Origin of the sequence: Streptomyces sp. NPDC001904 (assembly GCF_040297005.1) — a bacterium.
Taxonomy (GTDB): Bacteria; Actinomycetota; Actinomycetes; order Streptomycetales; family Streptomycetaceae; genus Streptomyces.
Window position 1 is genome coordinate 192,969 of the sequence record NZ_JBEOYI010000004.1, and the last position, 17,280, is coordinate 210,248.

Sequence of the window (17,280 nt, forward strand, 5' to 3'; positions counted from 1 at the left end):
ATTGCCAACAAGGAGGAATAATGATCAAGAAGGTCGTCGCTGCTGCGGCTGCCACTGGTGGTCTGGTTCTCGCGGGTGCGGGCATGGCCGTCGCCGACTCCGGTGCCCAGGGTGCTGCCGTGCACTCTCCCGGCGTGCTCTCGGGCAACGTCATCCAGGCGCCCATCCACATTCCGGTGAACGTCTGCGGCAACACGGTCTCCGTGATCGGGCTGCTGAACCCCGCCTTCGGCAACACCTGCGTCAACAAGTGACGTTGTTGAGCCTCACCCCTTGAGGGTCTGAGTCCGTCGGCCCCGGAGTGCGCGCCATGCACTCCGGGGCCGACGGGCATTCGGGGCCCCGGGGCACACCAGTTCCCCGGCCCACCCAGGTGAAGTGCAGTGCTTCGAGCGCTGAGAGTGCTAAGGCAGGGAAACCTATGCGACAGGTCACGCGCAAGGGCCTGACCATCGTGGCGGCCGCGACCGGCGTCCTCGCCGTCACCGGCGGCTACGCGCACGCCGACTCGGGTGCGAACGGAAGCGCGTCGGGCTCGCCCGGCGTCGCCTCCGGCAACAATGTGCAGGTGCCGGTCGAGGTCCCGGTCAACGTCTGCGGCAACACCGTGAACGTCATCGGGCTGCTCAACCCGGCGATGGGCAACAAGTGCGCCAACAACACCCCCCACGACAGCGGCTACGGCGACGAGAGCGGCGGCGGCCACCACCAGCCGCCCGGCGGCGGGTCGCACGCCGGCGGCCACACCGGTGACTCGCCGGGTGTCGGCTCGGGCAACCACGTACAGGTGCCGGTGGAGGTCCCGGTCAACGTGTGCGGGAACTCCATCGGAATCATCTCCGTCGGCAATCCCGTCACCGGCGACGACTGCGCCAACCCGGGCGGTGAGCACGCGACGCCGCCGTCCACCCCCGGGCAGCCCCACCACCCGGGCACGCCCGGCAAGCCGGGGGAGGCCGTCAAGCCCGTGACGCGGGCCCTGCCCCCCACCGAGAGCAAGCCCAACCAGCCGGAGACGCAGAGCGTCACCCGGGCCAGGGGCGACTCCCAGCTCGCCATGACCGGCAGCTCGCTGCCGGTCGGCGCGACGGGCGCGCTGGCCGCGGGCGCGCTGCTCGGCGGCGCGGTGCTCTACCGCCGGTCCCGGACCGGCGCCTAGCGCACAGGCCAGGCAGCTGCCACGGAGCGGGCCCCGCATCGGCGGGGCCCGCTCCGTTTTCGGCCGGAGGCCGTCAGATTCAGGTCACCATGTGGCCCGCACCTGGCGGATGATCCGCCGCCGCAGGCGCACGCGGCGACTGCCGTCGCGGCGCAGGCTCAATCGGTCCAACTCCCAGTGTCCGTACTCTGCATGGTCCGTCAGCAGGCGCGTCGCGTCCTTGCGGGAGACCCCGCGCGGCACGTACACGTCGACAAATTCGTATTCCGGCATCGCATCTATTGTGCGGGCACGGGCCCGGTACGGATAGCGTCTGCACTATGTCTGATGCTGCGCAGCCCACCGCTGCCGAGGTACGCACCGCCGCAGAGGCGGTCAAGGCTGCGCTCGACCGTCACCTGGCGGCTGTCGAGCGCAGGTCGGGAGAGGACGACCCGGCCGTCTACGAAGCGTTCAACGAGCTCGCCGTCGCGGCCGAGGAGTACGACGAACTCCTCTACGACCGCTACGACGAGGTCACCCCCTTCGAGATCCCCAGCGGCGACGACTCGCTGCCGCCGTACACCGGACCGGAGGAGCCGAACGCGCTGAGCGTGCTGATCCGACGCGACTACGCCGTGGTCGAGCCGCAGCGTCTTCTCGCCCAGGCGGGCCGGGTGGCCGACATCGACGCGGGCCCCGACCCGGACAGCGCGGGCAGCAGTGTCCATGCCGCGCTCGGCGTGCTGTTCGGCGAGTTCGAGCCGGACGAGATCGCCTCCCGGCACAAGGAGTTCGGCCTGGAGGAGGGCGACTCGACACTCTGGGTCGCGGCCGCCGACGAGCCGGCCGAGCCGGGGGAGTGGCTAGAGGCCCCGTTCGACCAGGCGGATCCGCAGCGGGTGGTGTGCCGCTTCGACGTCAGCTCGGTCTTCGACGACGAACTCGACCCCGACGACGACACCGTCACCACGGAGTCCCTGGAAGACGCCGACCGCTGATCCCAGCGCTCCGGCCGCCGCCCCGGACGAGGCGGCGGCCGGACCCGGGCTCTAGGCCGTCTCTTTCGGATCATGCCTAGATAGCCTCGTCCTCCGCCCGCACCCAGGCCAGTTGCGCGTCGCTCAGCAGGGGGTCGAATCCTTCTGGGAACATCAACATCAGCGGTTGCGGCCACATGTTCTCAAGCCCGTGCTCTTGGCAGCTCAGGGCGATGAGATGCGGCCCACCCCCACAGCCCTCATGCCGGTAGGGACGGTCATGGGCCTGGCAGAAGTACCCGAACCTTGTGCAGTTGTCCGCATCACTCGGCTCATAGAAGCCGGGATCACAGACAATCTGGGTCACCGGTTCCTGCAGATTGAACCGGGGGATGGGCCGGGGGTCACGCCACAGCAGTCGGGGAGGAAGCACAAGCTCATCGTGCACCGAAGCCGTCCGGTTCGGACCATCGGGTCGTTGGTCCGGTCATGTCGTTGACCGATGTGCAGTGGTCGCGGATTGAGCCGCTGCTTCCGGACCGGACTCCGAGACGTGGCGGGCGGTGGCGTGATCACCGGCAGATGATCGAGGCGATCGCGTGGAAGTACCGCACGGGATCGCCCTGGGAGGCCATGCCTTCCGAGTTCGGTTAGTGGAAGGGCGTCTACACCCTCTTGCGGAAATGGGCGCTCGACGGCACCTGGGAGCGGGTGTTCACCTCATTGCTCGCCCAAGCGGACGCCGAGGGGGATCTCGGGTGGGTCGTCGCGATCGTTTCAACTATCGTCCGCGCCCATCAGCACGCGGCAGGCGCCCGTAAAAAGGGGCTCTGGCTGGCGAGCCAGAGGATCATGCCCTCGGCCGGTCCCGTGGCGGACTGACCACCAAGGTCCACTTGGCGGCGGACGACCACTGTCGGCCTCTTGCCTTCGTGCTGACCCCCGGACAGGCAGGTGACGCACCCGCATTTGAGCAGCTCATGGCCTCAATCCGGGTGCCTCGCACACTCGGGCGTCCTCGGGTGAGGCTGGCCATGGTCCTGGCGGACAAAGCCTATTCCTCTCGCGCGATCCGTGAACATCTCCGCAGGCGCGGCATCCGAGCGGTCATCCCCCAGCCTTCGGACCAGATCGCCAACCGAAAGCGCCGAGGCCGCCACGGCGGAAGGCCGCCCGGCTTTGACAGGGCTTCCTACAGGCAGCGGAACACCGTCGAACGGTGCATCAACAAGCTCAAACAGTGGCGCGGCCTTGCCACCCGATATGACAAGACCGCAACCATTTACGAGGCCGGCCTCCACCTCGCGGGCATCCTTGTCTGGGCCGCGCGGTGATCCGAAAGAGACGCCCTAGGCGCCCGGCACCTGAGCCCGGACCAATCGCTGCAACCGGGTCGTGCGCGGCTTGGCCGCGACCTCCGCGACGGCCCGGGGCAGCGCGGCGTCCACCCCGTGCACCACGGACAGATGGCGCTCCCCGCGCCCGAACGCCGTGTACACCCAGGGCCGGCTCAGCGCGGCCGCCGCGTCACCGGGCAGCACCACCACGGCGGCGGCCCACCGCAGCCCCACGGCCTGGTGTCCGGTCACCGCCCAGCCGTGCCGCACGGCCCGCTCCACCTGCTCCTTCGGTACGAGCACGGGCTCCCCGTCGCACTCCAGCCGCAGCCCCTCCGCATCGGCCCCGACGACCCGCCCGGGCCTGATCCGCCCCGGACCTGCGACGTGCACCACCCGGTCCCCGGGGTCGAACCCCCCGAACCGGCCGGGGCCCGGGTTCAGCCGCTCCTTCAGAGCCGCGTTCAGCACCCGCGTCCCCGCGGCTCCCGCATGCCCCGGAGTGATCACCTGGGTCTCCTCGGCGGGCACCCCGATGGCCCGCGGCACCGAGTCCGCGACGAGCTGCACGGTGCGGTGGACCGCCTCGGCGCCGTCCCGCACCGGCACGATCACGACCTCCTTGCCGGGCGCCTCCACCTGATTCAGCTCACCGATGCCGATGCCCGAGACCAGCTCGCCGATCGGCCCGAAGTCCGGCGTACGGGACGCCAGACGCGGGCAGATCCCGGCGGCCAGCAGGTCCGCGAAGATCCGGCCGGGCCCCGCCGACCACAGCACGCCCGGATCGCCGCTGAGCACCAGGCAGGTCCCGTCGGCCAGCAGCTCCACGAGCATCGCGGCCGCGTCCACGTCCAGCTGCGGCGCGTCCAGGACGACCAGGAGATCGACGGCGAGCGCGCCGTCGGCGTCCCGGCCGGGGCCCTGGGCCTGGGTGAGCAGGCCCTCGATGGTGGCCGTGGCCGTCTCCGGCGCGTCGGCGCCGAGCAGCGCGGCGGCCCGGCGGCGCCCGTCCGCGCTGTGGGCGGCCACGCAGACCCGCAGACCGAGACCGGCCGCGGCGGAGGCCAGCGCGAGCGGCTCGGCGCGGGCGGCCTCGCCACCGGTGTGCAGCACCAGCCGGTGCGCGGCGGCGGCCCGGATCAGCTCGGCCGTCGTACCGGAAGCGGCGGCGGCCGCCGTCTCCCAGTCGGGCCCGGAGGAGTCGCCTTCCTTGGGTGCGGAGTTGATGAGGCGGGCGACGCCGTCGGCGAGGCTCTCCTCGGCGAGCGCGTACCGCTCGAGACCGACGAGGATCCGCACCGGCCGCTCGGCCTCCTCCTCGCCGTCCTCGCCGTCCTCGGCGGGCTCGGGCTCGGGCGCGTCCTCCACGGGGTCCTGGAACAGGATCGCGTCGCCCTCCGCGGCGGCGCTCTGCACGGCCTCGTCCGGATCGGGCACCCCGCGCTTGCCGAGCGCCTCCGACAGCACCGGCAGGTCCAGTGCCGTGTGCCCGGCGACCGCCGCCTGCTCGAGCAGCCACACGGTGACCGCGCGGCCCCGCCGCTCGTCCTCGGGGCCGCACTCGGCACCGAGCAGCGCCCGCGCGAACCCGTCGGCCTGCTCCGGGCGCACTCCGCTCACCCGCAGCAACTGCCAGGGGTCCTCGCGCAGCAGGTCCTCGGCGCCCTCGCCCAGCGCCGCGGCGGCCGCCACGGCGAGCGTCTCGGGTGCGCCGCCCTCGACGAGCACCGCCCGCACGGCGGCCACCGTGTCGGCGTCGGGCCCCGCGTCCACGACCGGCGCGACGGGCACGGCGGGTGTCCGGGGCCGCGGCTCGGGCACGGCGGCGGCCGGGCGCGGCTCGGGCGCGGGCTCCGGCTTCGCGAACACTGCGGCGGCCGGCTTCTCACCGCTCTCCACGGCACGTACGGCGGCGAGCAGATCGGCGGCCGTGCCGCTCAGCTTCGTACCGGCGGCGATCGGACCGTCCTTGGCGGCCTTGCGCTGCGCGATGCGCTCCCGCAGCTCCCGCTGCGCGGCGATCTCGGCCTCGGCCTCGGACGGCTGGGCCGCCGCCTCCTCGGTACCGGCCGCTTCTTCGGTCCCGTCCCCGGCCGCTTCGGTGGTCTCGGCCGCCTCGACGGGTGCCTCCGTGTCCGGCCCGGCGTCGGGGCCCTGCCCTGACTCGTTCTCCGCGGCAGCGGACTCCGTACTCACAACGTGCTCCAGTCCTGATCGGGATAGCGGTGCACGGGCGCCGACACGTCGTCGAGCGCCTGGCAGATCTCGTCAGGAAGACTAAGGGCCTCCACTGACAATGCCGCCGTGAGCTGCTGGGTGTTGCGCGGTCCGATGATCGGCGCGGTCACGCCGGGCCGGTCCCTGACCCAGGCCAGGGCGACCTGGAGCGGGGTCACCGCGAGCCCGTCCGCGGCTATGGCCACCGCGTCCACGATGTGTCTCGCGGCCTCGTCCAGGTACGGGGCGACGAACGGCGCCATGTGGTCGGAGCCGCCCCGGGAATCCGTGGGGGTGCCGCCGCGGTACTTGCCCGTCAGCACCCCGCGCCCGAGCGGCGACGACGGCAGCAGCCCGATGCCCAGGTCCAGGGCGGCGGGCAGCACCTCCCGCTCCACGCCGCGCTGCAGCAGCGAGTACTCCATCTGCGTACTGGCGATACGGGTGCGGGTGCCCGGCGCCGCGAGCTGCCAGGTGCCCGCCTTCGCCAGCTGCCACCCGCAGAAGTTGGACACCCCCGCATAGCGCGCCCGCCCGCTGCTGACAGCGATGTCGAGCGCCTGGAGGGTCTCGTCGAGCGGGGTGTCGGTGTCGTAGGCGTGGATCTGCCAGAGGTCGACGTAGTCGGTGCCGAGCCGGGCGAGCGAGGCGTCGAGCGCGGCGAGCAGATGGCCGCGCGAGCCGTCGAAGCGCCGGTCCGGGTCGGGCACGCTGCCCGCCTTGGTGGAGATGACCAGGTCACGGCGGGGGACCAGGCCCTCGACGAGCCGCCCGAGCAGATACTCCGACTCGCCGTCCCCGTAGACGTCGGCCGTGTCGACGAGCGAGCCGCCCGCCTCCCAGAAGACCTTCAACAGGTCGGCGGCGTCGTGCTCGTCCGTGTCCCGCCCCCACGTCAGGGTGCCGAGCCCGATCCGGGACACACGCAGGCCGGTACGGCCGAGATGCCTCTGCTCCATGGGCGCTGAGAGTACTGGCCGAAGGTCAGGATGGGGGGCCCGGCGCATATCTGTCCTGCCGCCCGTCGCGCTAGGGTGCCCGGGAAGAGACGTTACCGATGGGTAATCCAGCGGTTCCCGCACGCGGTTAAGGGGATGTGGTCAATGAAGCTCGGCATCAATCTCGGGTACTGGGGCCTGGGGATGGACACCGACAACCTCGCCGTCGCCAAGGAGGCCGATCAGCTCGGCTACGCGGTGTGCTGGGCGGCCGAGGCGTACGGCTCCGACACCGTGACGGTGCTCAGCTACGTCGCCGCGCAGACCGAGCGCATCGACGTCGGCTCGGCCATCATGCAGATCCCGGCCCGCCAGCCCACCATGACGGCGATGACCGCCGCGACCCTCGACACCCTCTCCGGCGGCCGCTTCCGCCTCGGTCTCGGCGTCTCCGGGCCGCAGGTCTCCGAGGGCTGGTACGGCGTGAAGTTCGACAAGCCGCTGGCCCGCACGCGCGAGTACGTCGACATCGTGCGCAAGGCCATGAGCCGCGAGCGGGTCTCCTACGAGGGTGCGCACTGGACCCTGCCGCTGCCGGAGGGCCCCGGCAAGTCGCTGAAGCTGACCGTGCACCCGAAGCGCGAGCACATCCCGCTCTACATCGCGGCGATCGGCCCGAAGAACCTGGAGCAGACCGGCGAGATCGCCGACGGCGCCCTGCTGATCTTCCCCTCCGCCGAGCACCTGGAGGACACCGCGATCTCCTACCTGCGCGCGGGCCGCGAGAAGGCCGGCAAGACGATGGAGGGCTTCGACGTCTGTCCGACCGTGCCGATCGCGGTCGGCCCGGAGGGCGGCGACAAGGACATCTCCGCGCTCGCCGACTCGTTCCGTCCCTACACCGCGCTCTACGTCGGCGGCATGGGCAGCGCCAAGCAGAACTTCTACAACCAGCTCGCGCAGCGCATGGGGTACGAGAAGGAGGCCGCCGAGATCCAGGAGAAGTACCTGTCCGGCGACAAGGACGGCGCCGCCGCGGCCATCCCGCAGAAGCTCATCGACTCCACCACGCTGCTCGGCTCGGTGGACCGGATCGCCGACCGGATGCGTCAGTACGCCGAGGCCGGTGTCACCACCCTGACGCTGTCCCCGGCCGGCTTCACGCTGGACGAGCGGCTGGCCTCGCTGCGCGCGGGCGTCGAGGCGGTGGAGCGCGCCGGACTGGCCTAGATCGCGGGGGGGGGGGAGTCACCTGCGGAGTTTCCGCGGCCGTGGTGGGGGCTCGGGGGTCTTCCCCGCCACGGCCGTCACGGGTATCAACGCGCCACCGGGCGCACGGTTACGCCTCGCATCCCGGTACGGATCCTCCTTTCGGCCGAGTTGTCGGTCATTCCTGTTGCCTGCCACCGCCTCCCGCATTTGACTCGGTCTTTGCGAGCCATGGAGCCGCGGACCGCGCGTGGAGGCACGGAGGTACCCAGATGCTGTCGGCCAGGAGCCTGTTCCAGGAGATTCTCGACAACGACGATTCGTTCCGGCTGTTCTGCTCGATCGCGGCCGGGGGAGAGGCGCAGGGCGGCTGGGAGAACGGCCGGATCGCCGCCCTCGTCCCGGAGGCCGAGCGGGCCCTCGCGCCCAAGATCGCCCGGCACGGTGCCGACGAGGACAAGCACGGGCGCATCTTCAACGCCCTGCTGAAGAAGCGCGGCCTGACCCCGGTGCCGGTCCCGGACGAGACCGACTACACGATGCTCCTGGAGCGGCACGGCATCGGACTCCCGCACGAGCGGCTCAAGCGCGACGAGCCGCTGTCCGTGCAGGACATCGTCACCTACCTCGCCCACAGCCGCGTCACCGAACAGCGCGCCTCCGAGCAGATGGAACTGCTGCGCAAGCACTTCTCCGGGCACCCCGACATCGGCCGCGCGGTCAAGATGATCTCCAACGACGAGGACAACCACCTCGCCTACTGCCACGAGGAACTGCTGCGGCTCGCCCACGCGGGTCACGGCCGCGCCATCCAGCGCATCCTGCGGGAGTGCGCCCTCGCCGAGATCGCCGTCTACCGGGACGTGAGCCTCGCCGTCATGGACCACATGGGCCGCATCCTCGGCTGGTCCGCCCCGAAGGCGGGCGTGCTCGCCGCCGGGATCCGCGCCGTGTACGCGTACGAACGCCTCGGCGGCTGGCGGCGGATGGTCTCCCTGTCGATGCCGCGACGGCGCGACGCGCTCGGCGGTCCCGCCACCACCTCCGTCGAGTTCGCGTGAGCGGGACCTCCGTGACAGGCCCTACAGCCAGCCGCGCCGCTTGAACATCCGGTACAGCACCAGTTCCAGGACGGCCATCAGCACGATCACCGCCGGGTACGACCACACCCAGTGCAGCTCGGGCATGTGGTCGAAGTTCATGCCGTAGATGCCCGCGATCATCGTGGGCACCGCGGCCATGGCGGCCCAGGCGGAGATCTTCCGCATGTCGTCGTTCTGCCGCACGCTCATCTGCGCCAGGTGCGCGGACAGGATGTCGGTCACCAGGCGGTCCAGGCCGTCCACGGACTCGTTGACCCGGGTCAGATGGTCGTGCACGTCGCGGAAGAACGGCCGCGCGTCCTCGGCGACGAACGGCACGGCCGTGGGGAACGGGCCGATCCCCGCGAGCCGTGCCATCGGCATCGCCAGCGGCCCGGTGGCCCGGCGGAACTCCAGGATCTGCCGCTTGAAGGCGTAGATCCGCGACGCCGTGTCCCGCGAGCCGCCGCCGTCCGGCGAGAAGACCTCGGCCTCCAGCTCCTCCAGGTCGGTCTGCAGCTCGGTCGCGACGTCCAGGTAGTGGTCGACCGTGGCGTCCGCGACGGCGTACAGGACCGCCGTCGGACCGTGCCGCAGGAAGGCCGGGTCGTGCTCCAGCCGCTTGCGCACGGCCGCCAGGGACGAACCCTCGCCGTGCCGCACGGTGACCACGAACGAGTCGCCCAGGAAGAGCATCACCTCGCCCGACGACACCCGGTCGCTCTCCGGCTCGTACACGACCGGTTTGAGGACCACGAACAGCGAGTCGTCGTAGACCTCCAGCTTCGGCCGCTGGTGCGCCTTCATGGCGTCCTCGACGGCCAGCGGGTGCAGCCCGAACTCCTCGGTCACCGTCCCGAACTCGACCTCCGTGGCCTCGTACAGGCCGATCCACACGAAGGCGTCGTCCGACGCCCGCGCCGCCGCGAGCGCGTCCGACAGGTCCTTGATGTCCGCCGGGGCCTCGACACGGCGCCCCTCCCGGTACACGGCGCAGTCGACGATCATGACGGCCATTCTTCCCAGAGGGTTCGCCCGCTGCACTTCCGCGTGCCTTTAGGCTGGCGGGCATGCCCACGCTGATCCTCGTCCGCCACGGACGTTCCACCGCCAACACCGCGGGTCTGCTCGCCGGGTGGACGCCCGGCGTGGCCCTCGACGAGCGCGGCAGCGCGCAGGCCGCCACGCTGCCCGAGCGGCTGAAGGACCTGCCGCTCGCCGAGATCGTCAGCAGCCCCCTGCAGCGCTGCCGGGAGACCGTCGCCCCGCTGCTCGCCGCACGGCCCGGGCTGACCGCGCACACCGACGACCGGATCGGCGAGTGCGACTACGGCGACTGGTCGGGCCGCAAGCTGACCGAACTCGCCGACGAACCGCTCATGCAGGTCGTCCAGCAGCACCCGACCGCCGCCGCCTTCCCCGGCGGCGAGTCCATGCGGCAGATGCAGCACCGGGCTGCGGAGGCGGTGCGGGAGTGGAACGCGCGCGTGGAGCGCGACCACGGCGCGGACGCCGTGTACGTCATGTGCTCGCACGGCGACATCATCAAGTCCCTCGTGGCGGACGCTCTCGGGCTCCATCTGGACCTCTTTCAGCGGATCTCTGTAGAGCCGTGTTCCATCACCGCGATCCGTTACACCCGGCTGCGCCCTTTTCTCGTACGTCTCGGAGACACCGGCGACTTCGGCTCGCTGGCCCCGCGCGAGCAGCCGCAGGGTCCTGACGCACCGGTCGGGGGCGGCGCTGGCGCACCGTGATCGTCCGCCGCAGTAGGGTGAAGCTGCCGTAAGCACAGACCATCCCCAGACCATGGAGACAGGACGTGTCCCGTCAGGTGTTCCTCTACGACCCACCGGAGCGTTTCGTGGCCGGTACGGTCGGGCTCCCCGGGCGCCGCACCTTCTTCCTGCAGGCCTCGGCAGGAACCCGGGTCACCAGCGTGGCGCTGGAGAAGACCCAGGTGGCCGCGCTCGCCGAGCGCATGGACGAGCTGCTCGACGAGGTCGTGCGGCGCAGCGGCGGAAACGCGCCGGTGCCGGCCGTGGCGCCCAACGAGGTCGCCGACACCGCCCCGCTCGACGCACCGGTCGAGGAGGAGTTCCGGGTCGGCACCATGGCACTGGCCTGGGACGGTGACGAGCAGCGGATGATCGTCGAGGCGCAGGCCCTCGTCGAGATGGATGCCGAGTCCGACGAGGACCTTGCGGAGGCCGAGGAAAGGCTTCTCCAGGACGAGGAGAACGGCCCGCCGATGCTCCGCGTCCGGCTCACCGGCAACCAGGCGCGCGCCTTCGCCAGGCGCGCCCTGGAGGTCGTGAACGCGGGCCGCCCGCCGTGCCCGCTGTGCAGTCTGCCGCTCGACCCGGAGGGACACGTATGTCCGCGCCAGAACGGATACCGGCGCGGCGCGTGAGCGGCGACGACGCCCTGGACCTCCTCACCCGCGGGGAGCTGCACGTCGAGGGGCAGATCAGGGACGCGTCGAACGCCGTCCTGCTGTGCCGCGTCACCCACGGGGACCGGGAGGCGGCCTGCGTCTACAAGCCCGTCCGCGGTGAGCGGCCGCTGTGGGACTTCCCCGACGGCACGCTCGCCCAGCGCGAGGTGGCGGCCTTCGAGGTCTCCGAGGCGCTCGGCTGGGGCCTCGTCCCGCCGACCGTGCTGCGCGACGGGCCGTACGGCGAGGGCATGTGCCAGCTGTGGATCGACACCCCCGACGAGCCGGCCGAGGACGGCAGGCTGCTGGCGCTCGTGGACGCCGAGGAACCGTCGGAGGGCTGGAAGGCCGTCGGGTTCGCCGAGGTCGATGAGGGCCGGACCGCCCTGCTCGTGCACGCCGACGACGCCCGCCTGCGACGGCTCGCCGTCCTCGACGCGGTGATCAACAACGGCGACCGCAAGGGCGGCCACCTGCTCGTCGACGCCGGGGCCCGGCTGTACGGCATCGACCACGGGGTCACCTTCAACGTCGAGGACAAGCTGCGCACGCTGCTGTGGGGCTGGGCCGGGGAACCGCTGACCGAGGAGGCGACCGGGGCGCTGGAGGCGCTGCGCGGGCGCCTGGCCGAGGGCGAGCCGCTCGCGGACCGGCTGGCCGCGCTGATCACCCGGGCCGAGCTGGACGCCGTACGGGAGCGGGTGGCCGCGCTGCTGAAGTCCGGCCTGCACCGGGAGCCGAGCGGGGAGTGGCCCGCCATCCCGTGGCCGCCGATCTGATCCCGTCCGACCTGCGGTTCTGTCTCTTTCGGGGGCGTTTGTCGGTGGCCCGCGCTACGTTCGAGGGCATGACCAAGCTGATTGTCGAGGACCGGATCGACCGCCCGGCGAAGGACGTGTTCGAGGCCATCGTCACGGTCGAGGGCCTGTCGGGTTTCTTCGTCGGGCGCACCTCCGGGCCGATGGTGCCCGGCACCACCGTGACCTGGAGCTTTCCCCATGCCGACGCGGAGTTCGACGTCGAGATCGGCGAGATCGAGCCCGACCGGCTCGTCTCGTGGTCCTGGCCCGGCGGGCAGGTCACCATCGAGCTGCGGGAGACCGGTGGCGGGGCCACCGCGCTCACCGTGACGGAGCAGCCGATGGGGGACGGCATCGAGGGCGCGGCCCTCGCGGTCGGGCAGGCACAGGGCTGGGCGTACTTCGTGTGCACCCTGCGCGCCTATCTGCTGCACGGCCTGCGCCATTTCGGGCTCTCGGACGGCATCCGGGCCACCGTGACCGACTAGCGGGGCTCCAGGGCTGTGTGTCGACACACGCCCGTAGCGGCCCCGGCCCGCGCGGGCAAGAGGGCCTCGTCGGCCATCGGACCTGGTCCGGTTCGTATCCGGAAGCACCGTCCGGTTACGCTCATGTCATGCATGCCTGGCCCGCTTCTGAGGTCCCCGCCCTGCCTGGCAAGGGCCGCGACCTGAGGATCCACGACACCGCGACCGATGGGCTCGTCCCCCTTGACCCCGGTCCCGTCGCCCGTATCTACGTATGCGGCATCACGCCGTACGACGCGACCCACATGGGTCACGCGGCGACCTACAACGCGTTCGACCTCGTGCAGCGCGTGTGGCTCGACACCAAGCGGCAGGTGCACTATGTCCAGAACGTGACGGACGTGGACGACCCGCTGCTGGAACGGGCCGTGCGCGACGGCGTCGACTGGGAGGGCCTCGCCGAGCGCGAGACCGCCCTGTTCCGCGAGGACATGACCGCCCTGCGGATGCTCCCGCCGCAGCACTACATCGGCGCCGTGGAGGCGATACCCGGCATCGTGCCGCTCGTCGAGCGGCTGCGGGACGCCGGTGCGGCCTACGAGCTCGACGGCGACATCTACTTCTCCGTCGAGGCCGACCCGCACTTCGGCTCCGTCTCGAACCTGGACGCCGCCGCGATGCGGCTGCTCTCCGCCGAGCGCGGGGGCGACCCGGAGCGCCCGGGCAAGAAGAACCCGCTCGACCCGATGCTCTGGATGGCCGCCCGCGAGGGCGAGCCGAGCTGGGACGGCGGCTCCCTGGGACAGGGGCGCCCCGGCTGGCACATCGAGTGCGTCGCCATCGCCCTCGACCACCTCGGCATGGGCTTCGACGTCCAGGGCGGCGGCTCCGACCTGGCCTTCCCGCACCACGAGATGGGCGCCTCGCACGCCCAGGCGCTGACCGGCGAGTTCCCGATGGCCAAGGCGTACGTGCACGCCGGGATGGTCGGGCTCGACGGCGAGAAGATGTCCAAGTCCAAGGGCAACCTCGTCTTCGTGTCGCAGCTGCGCCGCGACGGGGTCGACCCGGCCGCCATCCGGCTCGCGCTGCTCGCCCACCACTACCGCTCCGACTGGGAGTGGACCGATCAGGTGCTCGCCGACGCCGTGGCCCGGCTCGACCGCTGGCGGGCCGCCGTGTCCCGGCCCGACGGGCCTGCTGCGGAGGGCCTGGTCGAGGAGATCCGCGCGGCTCTGTCGAACGATCTCGACGCGCCCGCGGCGCTGGCCGCCGTGGACCGGTGGGCCGAGTCGCAGGACACCGAGGGCGGGTCCGACGAAGGTGCGCCGGGTGTCGTCTCGCGCGCCGTCGACGCGCTGCTCGGGGTCGCGCTCTAAGCGCCGCCCACCTGTTCCTTCTCCCAAAGCCCCTCCAGGGCGATCGAGTCGAGGCCCCGGGGCTCCGCCCCGGGCCCCGCTCCTCAATCGCCGGAGGGGCTTTGTCGCGCTCTAGCGCCGTGCTCGTTTCTGCGCTAAAACACGGTCATGCGATCAGCATCGAGCACGCTCGGGCGTTCTGGACGCCTCAGATCCCTCGTCGCCGTGGCCCTTGTCGGGCTCGCGGCCGCACTCGCCGGGCCCGGGCAGGAGGCGCGGGCCGCCGACAGTCCGGGAGCACTCGGCGACGTCACCGGGTTCCGTCCGGACAAGGCCCGCTACACCTTCGACGCCGGGCCGGCCGAGGCCCGGGTCAGCTTCGTGTCCGCCGAGAGCTTCCGCATCGAGGTCGCCCCGGACGGCACGTTCACCGACCCCGCGGGCGACGACATCGTCCTGCCGCAGGGCGCGCCGCCCGCCACCCGCTGGAAGGACCGCGGCGACCGCTACGAGCTGAGCAGCTCCGAGGTCACCCTGCGCGCCTACAAGTCCCCGCTGCGATTCGCCCTGTTCAGGAACGACGGCACCCAGGTGTGGGCCGAGAGCGCGCCCATCAGCTGGAGCGCGGACGGCACCACCCAGAGCCTCGACCGCGGCGCCGACGAACAGTTCTACGGCGTCGGCATGCAGAACGGGCGGGGCAACACCAGCCTGCGCGGGCAGACCGCCAAGGCCGAGGTCAGCTACGACTGGGACGACGGGGGACACCCCAACTCCGTGCCCTTCTACCTCTCCTCGGCCGGGTACGGCGTCTTCCGGAACACCTACGCGCCCAACACGTACACCTTCGGCGCGCCCGTCACCGCCGCCGCCGACGAGCGCCGCTTCGACGCCTACTACTTCGCGGGCAGCGGCGAGGACAGTGCCAAAGACGTCATCGGCCAGTACACCCGGCTGACCGGAAAACCGTTCCTGCCGCCGGTGTACGGGCTCGAAGTGGGCGACGCCGACTGCTATCTGCACAACGCCAACCGCGGCGAACGGCACACCCTGGACGCCCTGAAGATCTCCCGGCAGTACGTCGAGCAGGACATGCCGCTCGGCTGGATGCTCGTCAACGACGGCTACGGCTGCGGATACGAGGACCTGGCCGAGACCGCGCGGGGACTCCAGAACGACAAGGCGCGGCTCGGCCTGTGGACCGAGGACGGCATCGACAGGATCGCCGACCAGGTGAAGGCCGGGCAGCGCGTCGCCAAGCTGGACGTGGCCTGGGTCGGCGACGGCTACAAGAAGGCCCTCGACGGCTGCAAGGGCGCCTACCGGGGCATCGAGGACAACTCCGATGCCCGCGGCTTCACCTGGGCCCCCGAGAGCTGGGCCGGCGCCCAGCGGTGCGGGGTGCAGTGGTCGGGCGACCAGTCCGGCTCCTGGGACTACATCCGCTGGCAGATCCCGACGTACGCGGGCGCCACCCTGTCCGGGCTCGCGTATACGACGGGTGACGTGGACGGGATCTTCGGCGGCAGCCCCAAGACGTACGTACGCGACCTGCAGTGGAAGTCGCTGCTGCCCGTGACCATGACCATGGACGGCTGGGCCGCCAGCGACAAGCAGCCCTTCCGGCAAGGCGAGCCGTACACGACGATCAACCGGAAGTACCTCAAGCTGCACGAGTCGCTGCTGCCCTACCTGTACTCGTACGCCCACGAGGCCACGAAGACCGGAGTGGGCGCGGTACGGCCGCTCGCGCTGGAGTACCCCGACGACCCGAAGGCCGCCACGGACGCCGCCAAGTACGAGTTCCTCACCGGCGAGGACTTCCTCGTCGCGCCCGTGTACGAGGACTCCGCCACGCGGGACGGCATCTATCTGCCCAAGGGCACGTGGACCGACTACTGGACCGGCCGGGTCTACCGGGGGCCGACCACGGTCGACGGCTACAGCGCGCCGCTCGACACCCTGCCGCTGTTCGTGAAGGGCGGCGCCGCCGTGCCGATGTGGCCGGGGATCCGCTCGTACACCGACCGGGACAAGGACTCCCCGGTCGCCTGGGACGTGTACCCGCAGGGCAGTTCGTCCTTCGAGCTGTACGAGGACGACGGCGTCACCCGCGCCCACCGCGGCGGCGCCTACGCCACCCAGCGCGCCACCGTCACCGCGCCGCGCTCCGGCCCCGGTGACGTGCGGGTGCGGATCGGCGCGAGCGAGGGCCGCTACGACGGGAAGCAGACCGCGCGGCCCTACTCCTTCACCGTGCACACCGGGGACGCGCCGAGCCGGGTCGACCTCGACGGGAAGAACCTGGCGCGCGCCGGGTCGAAGAGCGCGTTCGACAAGGCCGCGCGGGGCTGGTTCTACGACCCGGACGACCGGGGCGGGGTCGTGCGGGTGAAGACCGGGACCCTGTCCACCGGGCGGGCCTTCACCGTCGACCTCCGCGACACCGCAGCCGTGGGCGGAGCCGTGCCGGGCGCCGAGGCGGCCGTGTCCGCGGCCGTGGGCCAGGAGCTGGGCGCGGGCGTCACCGGCACGGTCGCCGTCGACGTCACCGCGGGGAACCGGGACGCCACCGGTGTCACCGTCGGCGTCGACGCCCCCGAGGGCTGGACCGCCGGGGACCCCGTGACCGTCGGCCGGATCCCGGCGGGCACCACCCGGCGCGTCGACGTCGCCGTCGCACCCGGCGCCGGCGCCAAGCCGGGAGAGCGGGCGCTCACCGCCACCGCGCACTACCGCAGCGCCGGCCAGGAGCGCGCCGCGCAGGGCCACTTCGCGGTCTCGGTGATGCCGGAACCACCCTCGGGGCAGACCTGGGCGAGCGACCTGGAGTGGCTGACCTCGACCAACGGGTACGGGCCCGCCGAACGCGACCGCAGCAACGGCGAGTCGGGCGCCGCCGACGGGCACCCCCTCACCCTCGCCGGGAAGACGTACGACAAGGGCATCGGGGTGCACGCCGACTCCGACATCGAGGTCTATCTCGGCGGGCGGTGCACGAAGCTCACCGCGGACGTCGGGATCGACGACGAGATCAACGGCTACGGCGAGGTCGCCTTCTCCGTCGAGGCCGACGGGAAGGTCCTGTGGACGTCGCCGAAGGTCACCGGCGCCTCGGCCACCGTCCCCGTCGACGTGGACGTGAGCGGTGCCCGGCACCTGCGGCTGAAGGTCACCGACACCAACGGGTCGAAGACCGGCGACCACGGGGACTGGGCCGCCGCCGCGTTCACCTGCGCGGGCGGGAGCTGACCCGGGGCAGGGACAGGTGAAAGGGGCGCCTCCCCCGCGGTGACCGCGGGGGAGACGCCCCT

At 71.9% G+C, this 17,280-nt stretch carries 15 protein-coding genes and 1 pseudogene; 12 read left to right on the top strand and 4 right to left on the bottom strand.

Annotation, left to right across the window (positions count from 1 at the left end; translation table 11 throughout):
* Positions 1-20 precede the first annotated feature (20 nt).
* Positions 21-254 (top strand): chaplin ChpH, encoded by a 234-nt coding sequence (gene chpH / locus ABT127_RS07950; protein ID WP_351445760.1) that lies wholly within the window; start codon positions 21-23, stop codon positions 252-254.
* A gap of 167 nt (positions 255-421) precedes the next feature.
* Entirely contained in the window at positions 422-1,159 is a 738-nt protein-coding gene (locus ABT127_RS07955; protein ID WP_351445762.1) for a chaplin, read from the top strand.
* An 84-nt stretch (positions 1,160-1,243) separates the two neighbouring features.
* Here ABT127_RS07955 and ABT127_RS07960 read toward each other — a convergent pair whose 3' ends face one another.
* Positions 1,244-1,432 carry a DUF5703 family protein gene (locus ABT127_RS07960; protein WP_111666225.1) on the bottom strand — a complete coding sequence of 63 codons (189 nt, stop codon included), beginning with the start codon at positions 1,430-1,432 and terminating at the stop codon, positions 1,244-1,246.
* Positions 1,433-1,479: 47 nt separating this feature from the next.
* Between ABT127_RS07960 and ABT127_RS07965 the strand changes: the two genes are divergently transcribed.
* Both ABT127_RS07965 and ABT127_RS07970 read left to right on the top strand, forming a co-directional pair.
* Positions 1,480-2,139, top strand: coding sequence for a hypothetical protein (locus tag ABT127_RS07965; protein WP_351445764.1), 660 nt, complete (start codon positions 1,480-1,482; stop codon positions 2,137-2,139).
* Positions 2,140-2,607: 468 nt separating this feature from the next.
* A pseudogene (locus tag ABT127_RS07970) lies at positions 2,608-3,452 on the top strand (IS5 family transposase).
* 15 nt (positions 3,453-3,467) lie between these two features.
* Here ABT127_RS07970 and ABT127_RS07975 read toward each other — a convergent pair.
* Positions 3,468-5,654, bottom strand: coding sequence for a helix-hairpin-helix domain-containing protein (locus tag ABT127_RS07975; protein ID WP_351445766.1), 2,187 nt, complete (start codon positions 5,652-5,654; stop codon positions 3,468-3,470).
* Entirely contained in the window at positions 5,651-6,634 is a 984-nt protein-coding gene (locus ABT127_RS07980) for an aldo/keto reductase (RefSeq protein WP_351445768.1), read from the bottom strand. Before ABT127_RS07980 ends, ABT127_RS07975 begins: the two co-directional genes overlap by 4 nt.
* Positions 6,635-6,778: 144 nt before the next feature.
* On the opposite strand from ABT127_RS07980, the gene ABT127_RS07985 reads away from it, so the two are divergent.
* A complete protein-coding gene (locus ABT127_RS07985) occupies positions 6,779-7,843 on the top strand; it encodes an LLM class F420-dependent oxidoreductase (RefSeq protein ID WP_351445770.1) in 1,065 nt (354 codons plus the stop codon).
* Between the two features lie 251 nt (positions 7,844-8,094).
* Complete coding sequence (locus tag ABT127_RS07990) at positions 8,095-8,883, top strand: ferritin-like domain-containing protein (RefSeq protein ID WP_351445772.1); 789 nt, start codon at positions 8,095-8,097, stop codon at positions 8,881-8,883.
* Between the two features lie 21 nt (positions 8,884-8,904).
* On the opposite strand, the gene corA is transcribed toward ABT127_RS07990, so the two are convergent.
* Positions 8,905-9,912, bottom strand: coding sequence for a magnesium/cobalt transporter CorA (corA, locus tag ABT127_RS07995; protein ID WP_351445774.1), 1,008 nt, complete (start codon positions 9,910-9,912; stop codon positions 8,905-8,907).
* Between the two features lie 62 nt (positions 9,913-9,974).
* On the opposite strand from corA, the gene ABT127_RS08000 reads away from it, so the two are divergent.
* The 6 genes from ABT127_RS08000 to ABT127_RS08025 all read left to right on the top strand — a co-directional run bounded on the left by ABT127_RS08000 (position 9,975) and on the right by ABT127_RS08025 (position 17,218).
* Positions 9,975-10,661, top strand: coding sequence for a histidine phosphatase family protein (locus tag ABT127_RS08000; protein WP_351445776.1), 687 nt, complete (start codon positions 9,975-9,977; stop codon positions 10,659-10,661).
* Positions 10,662-10,726: 65 nt separating this feature from the next.
* Positions 10,727-11,317, top strand: coding sequence for a DUF3090 domain-containing protein (locus ABT127_RS08005; RefSeq protein ID WP_351445780.1), 591 nt, complete (start codon positions 10,727-10,729; stop codon positions 11,315-11,317).
* Positions 11,281-12,120, top strand: a complete 840-nt coding sequence (locus ABT127_RS08010; protein ID WP_351445782.1) for an SCO1664 family protein — start codon at positions 11,281-11,283, stop codon at positions 12,118-12,120. Before ABT127_RS08005 ends, ABT127_RS08010 begins: the two co-directional genes overlap by 37 nt.
* A gap of 68 nt (positions 12,121-12,188) precedes the next feature.
* A complete protein-coding gene (locus ABT127_RS08015; RefSeq protein ID WP_351445784.1) occupies positions 12,189-12,629 on the top strand; it encodes an SRPBCC domain-containing protein in 441 nt (146 codons plus the stop codon).
* Between the two features lie 128 nt (positions 12,630-12,757).
* Complete coding sequence (mshC, locus tag ABT127_RS08020; protein ID WP_351445786.1) at positions 12,758-13,987, top strand: cysteine--1-D-myo-inosityl 2-amino-2-deoxy-alpha-D-glucopyranoside ligase; 1,230 nt, start codon at positions 12,758-12,760, stop codon at positions 13,985-13,987.
* Positions 13,988-14,134: 147 nt separating this feature from the next.
* Positions 14,135-17,218, top strand: coding sequence for an NPCBM/NEW2 domain-containing protein (locus tag ABT127_RS08025; protein ID WP_351445788.1), 3,084 nt, complete (start codon positions 14,135-14,137; stop codon positions 17,216-17,218).
* The last annotated feature ends 62 nt before the right edge of the window (positions 17,219-17,280 follow it).